The sequence below is a fragment of the Agarivorans sp. TSD2052 genome, assembly GCF_023238625.1.
In the GTDB taxonomy this organism is placed as follows: domain Bacteria; phylum Pseudomonadota; class Gammaproteobacteria; order Enterobacterales; family Celerinatantimonadaceae; genus Agarivorans.
On record NZ_CP096670.1, the window covers coordinates 3664215 to 3682918 of the forward strand.

An 18704-nucleotide genomic window follows, 5' to 3' on the forward strand; every position below is an offset into this window, starting at 1 on the left:
GATTAGAGAGGCAAGCTTTGTTGCTCTTTACGCCAAAGCCGATGGCCGCAACCTAAACAAACACACTCTCGACGATAATCCATTAAACTGGCTAAACCGTATTCCCAAGTTTGATCGCTATGACAATAGATACAAGCATGTTGGGCGCCATTTTCAGCTTGTTGCAGACTGTGACGCAGGTAGTCTTCGAAAGTAGGTAAACGTAACCAAACCCGCTCATTACTATCCCGTCTGTAGTAATACAGTGCCACCGAGCCGAACAATATCAACAACAGTTGGAACAAAATAGCCACCTTGGTTTTTCTATCGCTTAAGAACTCTATGTCGAGTTCAATTTACGCTCTAGATCCTTGCCTAGATAAGATATGAAAGCAACTTAGTTTTTAACAAATCCCCCAATAAGCGCAAAAAACCGGCATATACACTGTTAGCAATTGTTTACGTTATTAGTGGGGCGACCAACAAGCGTTTTTAATTACACCTAAACGGCATCGGTTTGCTATATTGTGACAGTTGCGCTCGCCATAAATGCATTGCTCCTATATTGATCAGGGAAAGCTCCAGTAACTTAATGAATACACTTTTAAGAACAAGCTCTACGCTAGTTTCATTAGCTAGCATACTGTTGGCCGCGCTAATTGTAGCCTTAGAATATTTACCCGATACTACTTGGGGCATATCCTTAAGTTACTTAATGCTGTTCTCACCTCGCTGGTGGGCCTTATTGGTCATTTTGGCTCCCACAGTGTTGTTAGCTCAGATGGTTAAATGGCAATATCTGGTTTGGGCCTTAACCAGCGTTATTTTTGTTCAATTTCAAGATCTACAATTACAGCTGCCCAATCAACAAGTTGGCCAGCTCACTATACTGTCGTTAAATAACGGCAATGGTGCGAGTTCTGAAAAAATTCGCTTATTGGTCGAAGAGATACAACCCGATATTGTTTTCATGCAGGAATCTAAACCCGAACGGGTTGAGCAAGTCTTTGACGATTCCTGGTATAGCCATTGTGACCACTTATGCACGGTCAGTAAAACACCTCTTGAACATCAAGGCAGCCTTTCTAGAGAAACCTTCGGCGGCTGGGGTAAATTTGCGGTGTTCTATCATACCCAAATTGGCAATAAAACACTGAGCATAGCCAATATCCATATGGACACGCCAAGGCCTACCATTAACGCACTGCTTCATCGCAGTGTTGAAGCAGAAGAGTTTGCGAATTTGCACTTTGCTCGCAACATGCAAGCATCCTTAATTGCCTCGTGGGCTAAGCAGCAAATCGCTTTTGTCGCTGCGGGTGATTTCAATATGACCACCCAAGAAAACCTTTATCAGCGCCATTTAGCGGGTCTAAATAACGCTATTGATTTGGTGGGTAGCAGTATTAATTACACTAAATACACCTCATGGCACGGTGCTAGAATTGATCACGTCTTAGCATCCCAAACGTTTACCTTCACCCAGGCAAAAGTACTCGCCTCCGTTGGCGGTGATCACCGTCCAGTAACCGTCAGTCTAAACTTTAACTAGGCCTACGCCGCCTAAACCCTTGTCTGACACCATCAATAGCCAACAGCATTAGGGCAACAACGATGAGCAAATAGGTTGGCCATTGTTCAGCTGACAAACGCTCGCCCAACAGCCAGCCGACACTGAATACTAAGATGGGCTCTAAATAGCCCATTAGACCAAACAAACTCATTGGCAAGCGATTAGCTGCAAATAAAAACAACAACATGGGGATGGTGCCAGCAAGGCCCAACCCAAAATAATATAACCAGGGGAAGTGATGATAAAAAGTGACCATGTGGCTTTGTTCTGGGCTGACACCGTCACTAAAAAATAAATAAAGCACAGCCAAAGGTAATAACAACAAATTATCGATAGTAAAGGCTATGTGGCTAGGCAAAGGATACTTACGGCGTAACATAAAATATAAGGGGTAACCAAAAGCCACCAGCAATACCACCCAAGACAAACCATCAGCCTTTAAATAGGCGTAAGCAACACCCACACCGGCAATGCTCACAGCACTCCATTGCAAGCGACTGAGCCGCTCTTTGTAAACAAATCGCCCTACTAATACCAATACCAAAGGTAAAGAAAAATAGCCTAAGGCTACAGGAAGAGTTTGACCATTAGCTGGAGCCCAAATAAATAACCAAAACTGCAAACCTACCAGTACTGATGCCAGTATCAATCGCGGCCAAGCTGTTACTTTACTCAATTGGCTCAACACTAATGGCAGCTGTTTCATCAATAGCAGCCCCACCAGCATCAACAGACAACTCCATACTATGCGCTGCGCTGCCAGCCAATTACCGCTGTTTTGGTCTAAAGGAAATTGATGAATATACCAAGGCAGAAAAGCAAACATGCAAGAGGCTGCCACAGAGCTAAATAAGCCCAGGTAAAACTGAGTTTGATGAGATGAAGATAAGGCCAATTTACTGCTCAATCATTCGCTTAAAGAACTGATTAAGCAGCAAATAAAACTTGGCCGCAAGTTATTTGAACAACTTTAGCCTAGTGTATGACCATTTTAGTAGCAGGCTTTGCTGCTAATTGACGACATTGCGCCGATGCCGCCATTGCTTGCCATTGCTGCTGCATTTTTTGATAGGGGCTCAGGCCAGCTTGACGCTGAGCGTAATCGTTCAAGATGACCCCCCAACGAAATTCATCCATTTGTTGCTGAGGTATTTTTGCTTCGCGTTTGGCCATGGCCAATACCAAGGCTTTTACTTTTGCTAACTGAGGCGCAACTGGGTGATTAACCCCGTCAGTGACCAGGACATTCTGAAAATCCGCTAGCATATTTTGCTTGAGGGCATCAATCTCTTCATCTTGTAAATCGGCGACAGCAATCGCTTCAGTAAGAACACGCAGTTGCCAAACCCGCGCGAAGTGTTGGTAATCGTCTTGGCTAAGATTGAAGAACAACATAACGTAACCGCTGGCGCGCTCAATAACCGCTAAACATTCATGGCGGCCAACAGCAAAGGCATGGGCGCTCCAGCTGTGGCGAACTGAGGCGTTTTCTAAAGAAGGTAACTCACGCGGCAAGCAGGCTTGTACATCGTTACTGATTTGAAGTTCAATCATAATTTGCTCATTGCTGATTCTAATAATCTTCAATGAGCAAAAACAATGCCAGCACTTAGCGTCAAAAAAACGCTATTAGCTTAATTCACTTAAAACGTCCGCCAAGGAGTGACGAATTTGATGGCCAAGCTGCTTTAACTGAGGGCTAGGCGGTATAAGATCAGGAATTTGGTAAACCCGCATGCCAGCTGCCACCGCCGCCCGCACGCCATTGTCAGAATCTTCAAACGCTAAGCAATGCTGTGGTTGTGTATCTAACGCACTGGCGGCCATTAAAAATATTTCTGGGTGGGGCTTACTATGACTAACTTCGCAACCCGTTGAGACACTATCAAAATATTGGCTTAAGCCTGCATGCTGTAATTTGGCTTCGGCTGCAGGCCTGCCTGAAGACGTCGCTACGGCCAATGGTATCGACTGACTTTTTAGCCAAGCCAGTAACTCTACAACCCCATCTTTGATCGGTAGCGCTTGATGCATAGTAATAGCGTGATACTTTTCCAACCAACACGCCCTAACTTCATCATAAGGGAAATCATCACCATAGCCAGCGCACAAAATTCGTTTTATCTGTCCAGCATTGGTACCGATTATTCCCAAATAAACCTGCTCTTTAAATTCAATGCCAAGCTCAGCACAAGTCTCAGCAAAGGTGTCATATGATACGCGTTCACTGTCCAGTAACAGTCCATCCATATCAAACACGGCAGCGTGATAAGTCATTTATTCTCCGGTACTAAAAAATTTGGCGACTTTAGCACCAAAAAACACTCACTTTACTCACCGGTAAAGCAAGCCTAATTAACTAAAAAAGAGATGCGCCATTAACGTAATAATCGGCAAGGTCACCAAAGTGCGAATCAGAAAAATAGCAAACAGCTGCCAAAGTTTAACCGGTAACTGGCTGCCCATGATTAACGCCCCCACTTCAGACAAGTAAATCAATTGCGTTACCGATACCGCTGCAATAACAAAGCGAGTAATGTCAGCCTCAATGGACGCGGCCAAAATCGAAGGGATAAACATATCGGCAAAGCCAACCACTAGAGTTTCTGAGGCTTTGGCGGCTTCAGGAAGTTGCAGTAACTCCAGCAGAGGAATAAACGGCTTACCCAACAAACTAAACACAGGTGTATATTCTGCTACCACTAGCGCCACAGTGCCTACTGCCATAATCACCGGTAATACACCTAACACCATGTCTAATACATTGTGAATGCCCTGCTTAAACAACAGCTTGGGATGACTGGCTCGACTCGCTTGTTGCAAGGCAAGCTGCCAACCCCAAGTAACACTGTTGTAACCACTAGGGATCACTGCTTCGTCTTTATCCCGTTCACTGCCGTCGATAAATTGATCTTTAAAGCGAGACAAGGGCGGTAAGCGGGGCACAATAATGGCTGCAGCAAAACCGGCTACACACACCGTTAAATAAAATGGCGCAAACATATGTTCTAAGTTTACTTGAGCTAAGACGACCAAGCTAAAGGTGATGGATACCGCTGAAAATGTTGTCGCTATCACTACCCCTTCTCGCTGAGTATAATGCTTCTCTTCGTATTGTTTACTGGTTAGTAATACACCTACGCTGCCATCGCCTAGCCATGATGCCATAGAGTCAACAGCGCTGCGCCCCGGTAAACCAAATACTGGACGCATCACTTTACTCATTAACGTTCCCACAAACTCAAGTAAACCAAAATTCAGCAATAAAGGCAGTAACAAACCGGCAAAAATAAACACGCTCAGTAAGGTTGGTAATAAATCGCCCAATATCAGGCCGCCGGTATCCCCCGACCAAAGGGCTTCAGGACCCAGTTCAAAGGCACATACCACTACCAACAACCAGCCCAACATTCTCACTGCATACCAAGCTTTAGACACTTGAAATAACGAAGTAAGCAAAGCATTTTTGCCTAACCAGCGGGGCTTAGCGAATAGCACATAACTTGACATGACTGCGCTAATACTAATTAAGCCAACCAGCATCCACAGAGCGCTATCGCCCAAGGCGGCCACGAGGGATTTAGCTAAAATAGCCACCGGAATGGTGTAAGAGCCATCATAGGGTAACGGCAACATGAAAAGGAAAATGCCTAATAAAGACGGTAATACGAACTTCCACGCGCTAGCATGTTTTTGAGGCTTTAATTGGCTGGTATTTGGCATCTGTGCCGACTCCGCATCACGCATAGAAAATCACTCTAATCAAGATAACTGCTGATTGTATTCATTAAAGGTGAATAAATTTTCGCGAAAGAATACAAGTAAATGAACAGCCAATCAAGATTTTTAAACTATATAAAACACAAAAACAAAAATTTTAAACTAAAAATAAGCAGATAAGGTCATCATCTGACTAAAACGGTCAATGATAAGCCATGCCGTTAATAAAAGTCATTGCTACGAAAACTAAATTCAGCAAGCTGTGCTTCGCCTAAATAGTGGCGAATAAACAATTGCCTAGCACTGCTATTAAATTGATAACGAATACTGGGACTGTGTTGCCAACGGCTATCTTGAGACCGCCGCCAAAGCACCGTGTCGGCTTGTAATTGGCACAAATAGCTATCGGTTTTACCGAGGTGATCCAAACTAAATTGCCAGCCCTCTTTAAGATTACGGTAGAGCTTTACTTGGTTTGCTTTCACTCCTTGTAAGCTGGCAATAGCCGCTTGGCATATTTGTGGAGAGCGAAAAGCCCCAAGATTTGGTTTCGCCGCCATCAACAAACTGGCGGCTAACAAAAGCAACCAAGGCCTTAGGCCAACATTCATTTAAGTACCACCCTATCAATAAACTTAGCTAACAAAGCATTACTATGCGGTGTTTCTTCAACAGCAGCCAGTAGCTGCTGTAAGTGCTGAAAACCCTTGGTATAGTGCCGACTAAATTGAGTTAAGCGCTGCGCCAAAATACTTCGATTGACCTCTGGATGAAACTGGCTTGCCCAAAATGGCGCCTTACTATGTTTAAAAGCGTGTACGCATTGCTCAGTATAGGCCAAGGCTAGGCAGCTATCAGGAACTTGCCAAGCACTATCACGATGGACCGACACCGCCATAAAAGGGTTAGGTAAATCCGTAAATAAACGATCACTAGCCGCTGAACCGCTTAACTTTATTGGCAAAGTTCCCATCTCAAAGCCTTGCTGCTGATGATGGATCTCTCCTCCTAAGGCCAAAACCGCTAATTGAAAACCAAAGCAAGATGCGAAAGTCGCTATTTTTTTCTCAATGCAGCGTAGCAGTAATTCTTGGATATCGAGCACAAAGGGGTAACGCTCTGGCTGCAGAACGCTCGCCTCACTAGAGCCTCCCACCAGTACTGCATCAAAATCCTCCACGGCGAAATTTTCACAATGAGGTGTATCAAATACGTTGAGCACAGTGAATTGCTCTACGGGTAAACCACAAAAATGACTAAAGCTCGCCAGCTCTTCAATGCGCGTATCTACATCATCGCGGATCTGAATCAGTAAAATAGACAGTTGATTGCGTGTCTTGGTCATAGTGAATTCTTCATATCGTGATTATTTAGCACTGCAACTCAAATAAGCATAGGCAAATGCTACGTCAATTGCTTAGCGCCTTGTTTAGAGTGATTTGAGATAAAGGAAACTACAAATGGCCGCTAACCGATAGGCTAACTTAATATAGCAATATCTGCAGCCGCGCCGAATTCCGGTCCCTTATGTCCCCTATCGAGGATAGTCGAATTAGCATCACATACTGAGTAAAAATTGCTGAGGCCTAGCCGCAAACAATAAAGTGCTAGCTGCAAATAAAGCCTATTTAAGCTAGGCTTACACTTAGATTAAAAGACAAATAGGAAACCTGTATGCATGAGCGTCGGCAATTTTTGCGAGTACTCTTTGACCGCCCCGCCTACCTAAACCATGGGGAGCAGTCATGGTCATGCCAGTTGTTGGATTTATCCTTGCAAGGTGCACTAGTTACGCTGCCTAATGACTGGGATGCGGAATTGACGCAACTCACCTTAAGCTTTAGTTTGAGCGATGTTGCTGTAGAAGAATTGAGCATCACTATGGATGTGGAAGTTAAGCACGTGCGTAACGATCAGCTCGGCTTACGTTGTATTCATATTGATATTGAGAGCGTTAGCCATCTGAAACGCTTAATTGAGCTAAATCTAGGTGACGATGGCTTATTACATCGAGAATTAGAGCACTTGGTAGACCAGCAGCAAGAAGCAGATTAAACCGCCTCTAAGGCTTCAGCTAGTTTACCCACAGCGATGACCTCTAATCCAGCAATTGGCTGCTTAGGCCGATTGCCCGAGGGGACAATAGCACGTTTAAAGCCGTGTTTAGCGGCTTCATTTAAGCGCTCTTGACCATTGCTCACTGGGCGAATCTCTCCCGATAAACCCACTTCACCAAATACCACTAATTCTTGCGGTAATATTTGATTGCGAAAACTCGAGATCATCGCAACCAGCAAGGCTAAGTCGGCGCCCGTCTCAGCCACCCGTACACCGCCCACGACGTTGGTAAACACGTCTTGATCAGACATCTGCACACCGGCATGGCGATGCATCACCGCCAGCAGCATCGCCAAGCGATTTTGCTCTAAACCAACCGCAATCCGTCGCGGGTTAGCCATTTGACTGTAATCGACCAAGGCTTGTATCTCCACTAAGAGCGGGCGAGTACCTTCCCACACAACCATTACCACCGAGCCAGGCGCCGCTTCTTGGCCTCGTGATAAGAAGATAGCTGAAGGGTTGGACACTTCACGCATACCTTGCTCTGTCATGGCAAAGACACCCAATTCGTTAATCGCACCAAAACGGTTTTTGTTTCCACGCAAGGTACGAAAGCGCCCATCGGCATCACCTTCTAACATGATAGAGCAATCAATGCAGTGTTCGAGAACTTTAGGACCAGCCAATGATCCATCTTTAGTCACATGACCCACCATAAACATCGCGATATTGTGCTGCTTGGCAAAACGGGTTAACCATGCGGCACTTTCACGCACTTGGCTTACCCCACCAGGGGCTGATTGAATATCCGCCATATGCATTACCTGAATGGAGTCTATCACCATCATTTTGGGTTTAACTTCCAACGCGACTTGGCCAATTTGTTCAACACTGGTTTCGGCGAGCAGCTTAAGCTTGTCTTTGGGTAAGCCCAAACGCTGTGCACGCAGCGCTATTTGCTGTAAAGATTCTTCACCAGTGACATACAAAGTGTCCATGGTTTGGGCCAGACCACACATGGTTTGCAGTAGCAAGGTACTTTTACCCGCTCCAGGGCTACCACCAATTAAAATGGCGCTTCCCGGCACGACCCCACCACCAAGCACCCGGTCAAATTCTTTAAAACCGGTAGAAAATCGAGGTAACTCGGCAAGATCAATACTGTCTAAGGTTTGCACTTTACCCACATTGGTGCCGGCATAACCGCTAAAACGGTCATTCCGTGCGGGCGCAGCACTTAAGCGCACTTCGCTAACAGTATTCCAAGCTTTACACTCGCCGCATTGCCCTTGCCAACGCGGAAAATCGGCTCCACAATCATTACAAACATAAGCCGTTTTCACTTTTGCCATTTTCGCTCCACGCTAGCGACCGGATCAGCTGAACTTTGTTGCATACTTCAAAGAACCAACGCTTCCAGTGCTAAAATAGTATTCAAAACACTCGCCTTAGCTCAAGCTAAGGGCACAAACTTTGCTTAGTCTAATGACTAAGCCAAAGATTTGACAGAAAAACAACACAGTTAGGAACAATACTAACGGCATGCCAGATACCAAGCACAACGCGATAATTGAACGTTTATTACCGGTAATGGGAAGCAGCGACTTTAACCAGGTGTTTAGTCGTGCCACTCAGGATCTATCCAACAACGAACGTTTTTTATTAAAAATGGAGATGAACCGCCTGTCGGCCCCCTGCCAACGTTTAATAGACTTGCGTGGTAAGGTAGACGGCGACTGCCAAGAATTTCACTATCAAGGTATCAGCCATTTTTTAGATGCCGTTGCGATTAAGGTATTTAAACAACAACTTAAACTATATCGAGACCAATACACCCTAGGTATTTACGAGAAGCTGCAAACCACTGAGAACAACTTAAAGGTGATGCAGAAGAACAATGTTAGCCCCCAACAAGCCGCTGCTCGCCGCCAAAAAAGCATTATTGCCCGTGCCGTGCGTTTAGGTCATTACATTGGACGTAGTGAAGAGAGAATGCATTTAACCGCGCCATTAAAAATGGCCGGCGTTGATGGGGTGCTGTTTGATGCGAGAACCTCAAATATGTCGGTTTCTGGCTTGCGCGCTAAAGTTGATCGACAGCGAGTATTTACTCCAGGTGAGCATTACTTTATCTATTTCACAGGGTTAGAGAAAGAATTCGTCAATCGCATCCTTAGTGCGGGTTGCGAATATCAAGTCGTAGGTATTGACCAAAAAGATGACCAGCAATGGGTACGTATGATCGTGGTTGACCCAAGTGAAGAGTTTAATAGCTTCTTTGCTACCTTTTTGAACTCCTACCGAGGCCGCTACCGGGTTGATGTGGATAACATTACAGCCGCAGTGATCACCAAAGGGTATGAACAATACCTGATGCCGCGACTCAGCAGTATTCCTTTGTATTTTTCCGGCGAGTTACCCGCTCAACTCTGTTATGCCCTAGCCACTCAGAATAATTTGGATGCCCTGTCTTATTGGCGAGATGAGAACAACAACAGCCACCTTTCGCAGCTATTCCACCCACCACGAATGATGCGTTACCAAGCGACCTCCCAGGGTGAAAGTCTGATTTATTGCTTTACTCATACCGCGAATAATAAGCTGTTTTTCTATTCTGCCAGTTCAGAAGAACTGGCCGAACACCCTGAATTAAAAGAACTCTATTTTGCCTTTGGCAGCCGTAAACCCAGCTGGAAAATATTTAAGTTTCAGTGGCAAACCGCACAAGCCAGTGATGCAGAGGTCAGTTCACCGCTACCCAAAAAAGATTCTAAAATTTCACTTGAACGCGTATCCAAAGCGCTCGAAAATTTAGCGATGGTTGGCTTGCTCAGTGATATTACCAGTCAGTATGTAGACCAGACCTACCAGCATCATTACCCACTGACAGGCAACCCTAATAAGTTGGCATTGTTTAATCAAAGCAAGCAAGCTATTCCGCCCTTTGAGCAGGTAAACTATAAGTACTTACAGCTTCGCAAAGAGATGCGTTATCAGTATCGCTCTTTAGTAGAAGTAGAGCTCGAAGGGAATAAAGAAGCCGCTTGGACGAGTGATTTCTCAGTGAGCGGGATGAAGATAGAAGTAGAAGCACCACTAAGTTATGAAACCGGTGATACCGTCAGTTTAGCGCTGCCACAATTTCAAAAAATCGCCAAAAACTTCGAGTTAGTTAACTTAAAATATCTGGTCACCAACTGTAATGTCAGCCATACCATTTATAATTTAAAAGCGCTTGAGCAAAAAGGGCAAACGCACCAAGGAAGCCGTTTTTTCACACAGTTAATCGACAATAACCTGAACAAATTGGCAACCGTTCCTGAAGGAAAAATAGTTGCGGGATTATCTGACGCCTTACGGCAAATTGTGTGCGCACCGCTGTTTTGTAGAGCCATGTTCATCAACAAGGTACCGGGTAGCTTAGATGTAGGTTGTATTGCTTATGGCTCATTAGGCCATAGTGCTGACGAACTATTTAATATCGACACCAGTACCCATAAGGCTGACCTTAGCCAGTTATTAGCCAGTGATAATTTAGCCTCGTTCTTGGCCACCCAACTTCGCAGCCATGCGCCAAGCGATAACCCAGAAAAAATTGAAATTATCGCCGTCATTCACAAGCGAAAAGACAAACTCGTTTCGGTGCGCAACGCCGAAAGCTTTAGCTCTCCCAGCCAATTACGGGAATTTGTTAATTTAAGTTTAGGGCGAGGCTTGGTTCATTGTTTTTCATTACAACTATCCAGAGTTGGCCGCCCAGACACCGAATATATCCAGCGTGAGCTTGATTACATCAGCCACTATGCAATACATAGGGCCAAACAATTAGAAGATGAGCTGTGGAGTGTTGCAGGCGTTATTGAAGTGACCGATGTCACCGAAGAACTGATGCAACGCTTTAATTTGAGCGTTACATCAGAGCAAGAACTTAGTTTATCGAGTTAGCAATTTAGCGGCTTGCAAAATACAGACAACCCCATCTAAATCACTGTGTTTAATCGCTAGCTGGGCTTGCTGTTGAACTAGCGGTTTAGCATGGATAGCAACCCCAAAATCAGCAGCAGCTAACATCTTCAAGTCATTGGCGCCGTCGCCAATGGCCATTGTTTGACTCACCGAGTACTGCTGTTTAAGTTGAGCTAAGATATCTGCTTTTGCTTGCGCATCAACGACATCACCCAGTACTTGTCCGGTCAACTTTTTGTTGGTGATCTCTAATAAGTTTGCCTGTACGAAATCAAAGCCTAAATCTTGCTGTAAACGTTCTGCAAAATAGGTAAAACCGCCAGAAGCAATGGCAACTTTCCAGCCAGCTTGATGCACAGTTTTAATTAAGCACTCCAAACCCGGCATTAAGGGCATACTATCAGCCACCTGCCTAAGAATACTCTCTGGCGCGTCTTCTAATAAGGCCACTCTGCTACGTAGACTTTGTTCAAAATCTAATTCACCGCGCATTGCAGCGGCGGTTACCGCGCTCACCTGCTCACCGACTCCAGCCAATGCCGCGATTTCATCGATACACTCAATTTGAATGGTGGTTGAGTCCATATCCATCAATACCACACCCGGCTGACTTAAGTCTGGTAAAGCATCCAACACCACTAAGTCAAAGCTCAGTTCAAGGTCTTTAAGTTTCTGTTTACACCACTGAGTATCGGCTTCACTGCGCAACAATACGCAAATGTTGCCCGCTTCGGGCATAACGCCGCATAAATGCAAAGACATAGACTCTTCAAACAAAGGGCGAAGAACCGCGAAATCGGGAATGAGCAAATCCTTTGCCCACACCAATATATAGGCACCAGAGAGTGACTCATCCGTTTCAAGCAAACCTTGATTTGGGCAAACTTGATAAGGGAATTGCTTTAATGCCACAGACCATTGAGTTAATGACTGCGGCAAGCTGTCTAGAAGATGTGGTGATTGCAAACTAATTCCTTATTAGTAACAAAATTGCAGCGCATCAAGATAGCGTATTGCTTTTTGGTTTGGCAAGCACCTACAATGGCTTTAGGCATAAAAAAGAGGTTACTGTGGCCAAATCAGCTGTTAGACGCTATCGAATTATCCAATTTACCCAATTGCTGTTAGCTATTGCGTGTTGTGTTTGGGTACTTTATTACTACGTTGACTTAAAACACAGTGGTGAACAGTTAATAGAAAACCAAACAGAAAAACTGGCCCGTTCACTGACTTCACTCGCAGCCCTAAACGCTGCCGGTTATATTGGCGAAAACAACCAAGATGACCTCACTGAATTAGTCAACGCCTTAGTTAAAGAGCACTTTGTTAAAGATGCTACCATATATAACCATCAAGGTTTACGCCTAGCCGCTTCACAACTGGCCTTGCCACTGTCTCAAATTTTGCCGCTGGCCGGAAATAGCCATACTCCCTTAGAAGGATTAGGCAGGCGACCTTATATTGCCGAAATACGGGGAGAAAACGGCGACAACTTAGGGTATTTACGAATAACCCTTGAACACACAGCCTTACTTGCCGAAGCAAATACTTACATCACTCGCGGTCAATCTAAGATCATGATTATGTTTTTAATGTCGATTAGCATTGGATTTTTGTTAACGAGGGTATTGTCGCGAAAACGCCATTTAGCGACCCTGTTCAACATTAACGCTAGGGCGCGACGAAAGAAAACCAAGCAAGCAAATAAACTTCTAGCGGACATCGCCGCTAGAAGCAATCAGTGAAAGATTAAAGCAGAGACTCAAGGGTTAAGGTGATCATCTCATTGAAGGTGGTTTGACGCTCTTCAGCAGTAGTTTGCTCACCACTGCGAATATGATCTGAAATAGTCACTACACATAAAGCCGCTTTACCGCACTCTGCGGCTACCCCATACAGGCCTGCCGCTTCCATTTCTACTGCGTAAACATTGTGTTTTTCCATTACATCAAACATTTCAGGCTCAGGTGAATAGAACAAATCAGCTGAAAAAATGTTACCTACTTTGGCATCAATACCTTGCGCTTTAGCGCTATCTACTGCGGCACGCAACAGCTCATAGTTGGCAATAGCGGCAAAGTCGTGGCCGTTAAAACGGCTACGGTTTACTTTAGAATCAGTACAGGCGCCCATAGCGATCACTACGTCACGCAACTTAATATCATTGCTCACAGCACCAGCACTGCCTACACGAATGATATTTTCTACACCGTATTGGGTGTAAAGCTCATGGGCGTAGATAGAACAGCTTGGAATGCCCATGCCTGAGCCCATTACCGATACTCGTTTACCTTTGTAAGTGCCGGTATAACCAAGCATGTTACGTACACCTGTAACTTCAACCACATCTTCTAAGAAGGTTTCAGCGATGTGTTTTGCCCGTAGCGGATCGCCTGGCATTAATACCGTTTCTGCGAAATCACCTGGATTAGCGTTGATATGAGGGGTAGCCATATAGTCTCCTAATAAAAGTTAGTGTGAGAGCAGTAAGCCATTGGCTTACCACTTTCGGTATTATTTTTGTAAAAAGCTGCTGCCATATTCTAAGGCAGGCAATCTCATGTAATCTGCAATGGTTTGGCCAATGTCAGCAAAAGTATCACGCTTGCCGACATTTTTAGCGCCCAAATTTTTGCCATAGAAAATAACCGGAATATGTTCACGGGTATGATCGCTGCCAGGCCAAGTAGGGTCACAACCGTGATCGGCAGTAAGAATAACAATGTCGTCATCACTCAACTGCGCTAACAGTTCAGGTAAGCGCTGATCAAAATATTCAAGCGCTGCAGCATAGCCAGCGACATCGCGGCGGTGACCATAGGAAGAATCAAAATCGACAAAGTTGGTAAAAATGATACTGTTGTCTACCTGCCGTGCCATCTCACTCAAGGTTAAATCAAACAAGCCCTCAAGGCCGGTCGCTTTTACTTTGCGAGTAATCCCTTGCTGAGCGTAAATATCGGCAATTTTACCAATACTAACCACTTCACCACCCGACTCAGCCATACGGTCTAATAAGGTGGGAGCCGGCGGCAATACCGATAAATCGCGACGATTACCAGTACGAGCAAATTCGCTTGCATTATTACCTAAAAACGGCCGCGCAATCACTCGGCCAATGTTGTAAGGATCAACCAGTTCACGGGCTAATTCACACAGTTTAAGCAGACGCTCTAAGCCAAAGGTTTCTTCATGAGCGGCAATCTGAAACACACTATCAGCAGAGGTGTAAAATATCGGCTTACCGCTAGCCATGTGCTCTTCACCTAGGCGCTCTAATACTTCAGTGCCAGAGGCATGACAGTTACCTAAGTAACCGGGTAGTCCCGCACGCTCCACTAATTCATCAAGCAAGCTCTGCGGGAAACTGTTTTCTGGCTCACTAAAATACCCCCACTCAAACAATACCGGTACCCCGGCGATTTCCCAGTGACCACTGGGTGTATCTTTACCGCTAGACATCTCGGCGGCATAGCCATAATGGCCGGTTGGCGTAACGTCAGCATCTAAACCTGGCGGAAAAACCCCACCACTTTCGCCACAGGCTTTTCCTAATCCTAAGCGATTAAGGTTAGGAATATGCAAAGGACCTGAACGGCCTATATCTGCGTTACCTTGGGCACATTGCTCAGCAATATGCAGCATGGTGTTGGCACCTTGGTCACCAAATTTTTCGGCATCATCGCTAGCGCCAATACCAAAAGAATCTAGCATTAAAATAATTGCACGTTTCATAGGAACTCCTTACTGCGGGCCAATCCGCTGATAAACAGGGTTTACATCGGCCAGCTCTGCGCTAGGGTCATCAAGATTGATGGCCTGCTGAATTTGTTTTGCTGCCGCTTGCCAAGCATTTTCGTCATCGGCGTGCAGCATCAATAAGTTTTGCCCTTGGTCAACCACATCCCCTAACTCTACGAGTTCAGTAATGCCCACGCTGTGATCTATCGCCGCTCCTGGCACACTTCTGCCGCCACCTAAGCCGACTACCGCCATACCTAGCTCTCGGCAATCCAGTTGTTTCACCATACCGCTATGCTTGGCCATTACAGGCCTAATCACTTTTGCTTGCGGTAAATAGTGTTCGCTACGCTCAACAAAGTCATTTGGGCCGCCTAAGGCGCTCACCATTTTGGCAAAACGCTCTAAAGCCGCTCCCGAGCTAATACTGTCGGCAAGCTTTTGTTCGGCTTGTTGTTGGCTCTCTGCTAAGCCGCTCGATAACAGCATTTCTGCTGCTAAAGCAGTAGTGACTTGATGCAAACGATGCGCCGAGGTATCCCCTTTTAAGTACCTCAAAGTCTCGGCTATTTCTACCGCATTACCGGCACTAGGTGCTAAAGGTTGGTTCATATCGGTCAGCAAGGCGCAACATTTAACACCCGCCGCGTTACTCACTTCAACAATACTGTCAGCAAGGGCTTTAGACTGAGCATAATCAGGCATAAAGGCTCCACTGCCGACTTTAACGTCCATCACTAAGGCTTGAAGGCCAGAAGCCAACTTTTTACTAAGAATCGACCCAGTAATCAGTGGGATAGATTCTACCGTCGCGGTTACATCTCGGATCCCATAAAGACGCTTATCGGCAGGGGCTAATTCGCCAGTTTGCCCAATAATGGCAATGCCAACCTCTTTGACGATCGTTTCAAATTGCTGTGAACTTGGACTGATTGAATATCCAGGAATGGCTTCCAGTTTGTCTAAGGTTCCGCCGGTGTGGCCTAAGCCCCGCCCCGAAATCATCGGCACATGTCCACCACAAGCTGCAACCATTGGCCCCAAGATTAATGACGTTAAATCCCCTACACCGCCAGTAGAGTGTTTATCGACTACAGGGCCTGGCAAGTTGAGGTGATCCCAATTGAGTACTTGGCCGGAATCACGCATCGCACAAGTAAGAGCTGTAGCTTCACTCGCATTCATACTGTTGAAATAGACCGCCATAGCAAAAGCGCCTATTTGGCTGTCACTCAGTTGACCATTGGTAATACCGTCAACGATGAATTGGATTTCTGCCAGAGATAGCACTTGGCCATCTCGTTTACGTCGAATTATTTCTTGAGGTAACAACATAAGCATTCCTTAAACGGGACTAACCTTAGTAACCAGCGCCTGCTTGAGCATTTTCATCACCAGAAATTGTTGCTTGTAATGCAGCTAACAAACTTGAGGCACCAAAACGGAAGTGCGCTTCGCTCAGCCATTCATCACCCAGTGCTTTAGTGGCAATATCGAGATAAATTTTCGCTTGTTCGGCACTTTTCACTCCGCCGGCAGCTTTAAAGCCACAGTCAGGGTTAAACTCAGCAATCGCATTTAACATGATTTCTGCCGCTTCAGGAGTTGCGTTAACCGGTACTTTTCCGGTAGACGTTTTAATAAAGTCTGCACCGGCTTTAATCGCCAACTCACTGGCTTTAGCGATCAATGCTGACGTTTTAAGCTCGCCACTTTCAATAATGACTTTTAACTTGATGGCATCGCCACAAGCGGCTTTACATTGTTGAACTAAATCAAAGCCTACTTGCTCATTACCCGCGATTAGCGCCCGCCATGGGAAGACCACATCTACTTCATCAGCACCGTAAGCGACTGCAGCCTTGGTTTCGGCAACCGCTAAGGCCACGTCATCTTCACCCAATGGGAAGTTAGTCACTGTAGCTATTTTTACATCGCTTGCGCCGTGTTCCGCTAATACTTTACGCGCAAACGGGATGAATCGAGGGTATATACATATTGCAGCCACTTGTCCTTGAGCCGACTTAGCTTGAGCACATAATGCCGCGACACTTTCACGCGTATCGTCATCATTTAGGGTGGTAAGGTCCATCAACGAAAGGGCCTGACGCGCAACAGCGTTTATAGACTGAGACATAACTATTCCTCAAAATTTAAGATATAAGCTATTACTAGACGAGTAATAGACAAGGCTGATAACGGCTTCTTGGCAATTTACCAAGAAGCCCTACTAGCTATAGCAGACTGAAAAAGAAACCTGCAAGTGCAGCACTCATTAAGTTAGCCAATGAAGCAGCAGCAACTGCTTTAAGGCCTAAACGAGCAATGTCGCTGCGGCGGGTGGGAGCCATGCTACCCAAACCACCGAGTAAAATAGCGATTGATGAAAGGTTAGCAAAACCACATAGCGCAAAGGTGATAATCACTTGAGTATGCTCTGATAAGGTTTCACGAATCTCGACAAAGTTGATGTAAGCGACAAATTCGTTTACCACCAGTTTTTGACCAATAAAGCTACCTGCCTGAACCGCTTCAGCCCATGGCACACCAATAATCCAAGCAACCGGCGCGAAAATGTAGCCTAGGATAAGCTCAATCGTCAGGTTATCAACACCAAACCAACCACCAATGCCACCCACCATACCGTTAAGCAAGGCAATTAAACCAATAAAGGCTAATAACATTGCACCTACGTTTAAGGCTAAGTGTAAACCCGTTGACGCACCTGATGCTGCTGCATCAATGACGTTTGCAGGGCGTTCTTCTTCGGCTAAAGTGGCTTCCATATCTTGCTCTGAAGCAGCGGTTTCAGGCTTGATGATCTTAGCCATCAACAATCCGCCGGGGGCGGCCATGAAAGAAGCCGCAATCAAATACTTAAGCTCTACACCTAAACCGGCGTAGCCTGCTAGTACTGAACCTGCTACTGAAGCTAAACCACCAACCATAATGGCGAACAATTCAGATTCACTCATTTTTGGAATGAACGGCTTAACGACAATTGGCGCTTCTGTTTGACCAACAAAAATATTTGCCGTTGCAGACATAGACTCAGGGCGACTAGTGCCTAAGGCTTTTTGTAGTGCGCCGCCAATGACCAAAATAATCTTCTGCATAATGCCCAAGTAGTACAGCACTGCGATTAATGAAGAGAAGAATACAATGATAGGCAATACGCGGATTGCGAATACAAAGCCGACACCGTTGCCAAACATGGCGTCGGTGCCTAAACCACCAAATAAGAAGTTAATGCCCGCTTGTGCACTATCAATAACCGCTTGCACGCCGCCAGATACCGCAGCAAGTACATCTTGACCAAATGGAAGGTACAATACAAAAGCACCAAAGCCAGCTTGGATAGCAAACGCACCAAACACAGTGCGCTTATTAATTTTTTTCTTATTGTCGGAGAGCAAAAATGCAACGCCAAGTAGCGCAATCACACCCACTAAGCTCATTACTGTACTGTTCATACATGTCCCTAATTGTTTAGTTATCTTTCAGTTGAATCAACATCGCGTTGCTCGATCTCGAGATGTTTCGATGAGCTAGCACAACATTTAATATAGTATTTATTCACGCTTCGTAGCTAATTGAGACAATCTCATTTAAAAAACCAAACGTGGCAATATTTTCGTCGGCAATCATACCGTGGCTTCTGCCC

18 protein-coding genes are annotated in these 18704 nt (G+C 45.4%); 4 read left to right on the forward strand and 14 right to left on the reverse strand.

Annotated elements, in window-relative coordinates; translation table 11 throughout:
• Positions 1 to 2 precede the first annotated feature (2 nt).
• Positions 3 to 284, reverse strand: a complete 282-nt coding sequence (locus tag M0C34_RS16660; protein ID WP_248712799.1) for a hypothetical protein — start codon at positions 282 to 284, stop codon at positions 3 to 5.
• 287 nt (positions 285 to 571) lie between these two features.
• Here M0C34_RS16660 and M0C34_RS16665 point away from each other — a divergent pair, with 287 nt between their 5' ends.
• Positions 572 to 1531 (forward strand): endonuclease/exonuclease/phosphatase family protein, encoded by a 960-nt coding sequence (locus tag M0C34_RS16665; RefSeq protein WP_248712800.1) that lies wholly within the window; start codon positions 572 to 574, stop codon positions 1529 to 1531.
• Here M0C34_RS16665 and rarD read toward each other — a convergent pair.
• The 6 genes from rarD to M0C34_RS16695 form a co-directional block, all read right to left on the reverse strand.
• Entirely contained in the window at positions 1524 to 2459 is a 936-nt protein-coding gene (gene rarD / locus M0C34_RS16670; protein ID WP_248712801.1) for an EamA family transporter RarD, read from the reverse strand. The genes M0C34_RS16665 and rarD overlap by 8 nt on opposite strands.
• Positions 2460 to 2527: 68 nt before the next feature.
• The gene (locus M0C34_RS16675) at positions 2528 to 3106 is read right to left on the reverse strand and encodes a DUF6933 domain-containing protein (RefSeq protein ID WP_248712802.1); all 579 of its coding nucleotides are present in this window, start codon (positions 3104 to 3106) and stop codon (positions 2528 to 2530) included.
• Between the two features lie 75 nt (positions 3107 to 3181).
• Positions 3182 to 3829 carry an HAD family hydrolase gene (locus M0C34_RS16680; protein ID WP_248712803.1) on the reverse strand — a complete coding sequence of 216 codons (648 nt, stop codon included), beginning with the start codon at positions 3827 to 3829 and terminating at the stop codon, positions 3182 to 3184.
• Positions 3830 to 3907: 78 nt separating this feature from the next.
• The gene (locus M0C34_RS16685; RefSeq protein ID WP_371923085.1) at positions 3908 to 5299 is read right to left on the reverse strand and encodes a YjiH family protein; all 1392 of its coding nucleotides are present in this window, start codon (positions 5297 to 5299) and stop codon (positions 3908 to 3910) included.
• A gap of 194 nt (positions 5300 to 5493) precedes the next feature.
• Complete coding sequence (locus M0C34_RS16690) at positions 5494 to 5883, reverse strand: hypothetical protein (RefSeq protein WP_248712804.1); 390 nt, start codon at positions 5881 to 5883, stop codon at positions 5494 to 5496.
• Positions 5880 to 6617, reverse strand: coding sequence for a type 1 glutamine amidotransferase (locus tag M0C34_RS16695; RefSeq protein ID WP_248712805.1), 738 nt, complete (start codon positions 6615 to 6617; stop codon positions 5880 to 5882). The genes M0C34_RS16690 and M0C34_RS16695 overlap by 4 nt, the downstream gene beginning before the upstream one ends.
• 329 nt (positions 6618 to 6946) lie before the next feature.
• Between M0C34_RS16695 and M0C34_RS16700 the strand changes: the two genes are divergently transcribed.
• Positions 6947 to 7327: a PilZ domain-containing protein gene (locus M0C34_RS16700; RefSeq protein ID WP_248712806.1), complete on the forward strand. Its 381-nt coding sequence runs from the start codon at positions 6947 to 6949 to the stop codon at positions 7325 to 7327.
• On the opposite strand, the gene radA is transcribed toward M0C34_RS16700, so the two are convergent.
• Positions 7324 to 8685 carry a DNA repair protein RadA gene (gene radA, locus M0C34_RS16705; protein ID WP_248712807.1) on the reverse strand — a complete coding sequence of 454 codons (1362 nt, stop codon included), beginning with the start codon at positions 8683 to 8685 and terminating at the stop codon, positions 7324 to 7326. The two genes, M0C34_RS16700 and radA, sit on opposite strands and share 4 nt — an antisense overlap.
• 190 nt (positions 8686 to 8875) lie before the next feature.
• Between radA and M0C34_RS16710 the strand changes: the two genes are divergently transcribed.
• Positions 8876 to 11278 (forward strand): PilZ domain-containing protein, encoded by a 2403-nt coding sequence (locus tag M0C34_RS16710; RefSeq protein WP_248712808.1) that lies wholly within the window; start codon positions 8876 to 8878, stop codon positions 11276 to 11278.
• Here the strand turns inward: M0C34_RS16710 and serB are convergent.
• Positions 11267 to 12265 carry a phosphoserine phosphatase SerB gene (gene serB / locus M0C34_RS16715; protein ID WP_248712809.1) on the reverse strand — a complete coding sequence of 333 codons (999 nt, stop codon included), beginning with the start codon at positions 12263 to 12265 and terminating at the stop codon, positions 11267 to 11269. The genes M0C34_RS16710 and serB overlap by 12 nt on opposite strands.
• A gap of 104 nt (positions 12266 to 12369) precedes the next feature.
• On the opposite strand from serB, the gene M0C34_RS16720 reads away from it, so the two are divergent.
• The gene (locus M0C34_RS16720; protein ID WP_248712810.1) at positions 12370 to 13044 is read left to right on the forward strand and encodes a YtjB family periplasmic protein; all 675 of its coding nucleotides are present in this window, start codon (positions 12370 to 12372) and stop codon (positions 13042 to 13044) included.
• 4 nt (positions 13045 to 13048) lie between these two features.
• Here the strand turns inward: M0C34_RS16720 and deoD are convergent, their stop codons facing one another.
• From deoD to M0C34_RS16745, 5 genes are all read right to left on the reverse strand, one after another.
• Complete coding sequence (gene deoD / locus M0C34_RS16725; RefSeq protein WP_248712811.1) at positions 13049 to 13753, reverse strand: purine-nucleoside phosphorylase; 705 nt, start codon at positions 13751 to 13753, stop codon at positions 13049 to 13051.
• Between the two features lie 60 nt (positions 13754 to 13813).
• Positions 13814 to 15034, reverse strand: a complete 1221-nt coding sequence (locus tag M0C34_RS16730; protein WP_248712812.1) for a phosphopentomutase — start codon at positions 15032 to 15034, stop codon at positions 13814 to 13816.
• A 9-nt stretch (positions 15035 to 15043) separates the two neighbouring features.
• A complete protein-coding gene (gene deoA, locus M0C34_RS16735) occupies positions 15044 to 16375 on the reverse strand; it encodes a thymidine phosphorylase (RefSeq protein ID WP_248712813.1) in 1332 nt (443 codons plus the stop codon).
• A 25-nt stretch (positions 16376 to 16400) separates the two neighbouring features.
• On the reverse strand, positions 16401 to 17177 hold the full coding sequence (gene deoC / locus M0C34_RS16740) for a deoxyribose-phosphate aldolase (RefSeq protein WP_248712814.1): 777 nt from the start codon (positions 17175 to 17177) through the stop codon (positions 16401 to 16403).
• Positions 17178 to 17274: 97 nt separating this feature from the next.
• Positions 17275 to 18513: a NupC/NupG family nucleoside CNT transporter gene (locus M0C34_RS16745; protein ID WP_248712815.1), complete on the reverse strand. Its 1239-nt coding sequence runs from the start codon at positions 18511 to 18513 to the stop codon at positions 17275 to 17277.
• Between the last annotated feature and the right edge of the window lie 191 nt (positions 18514 to 18704).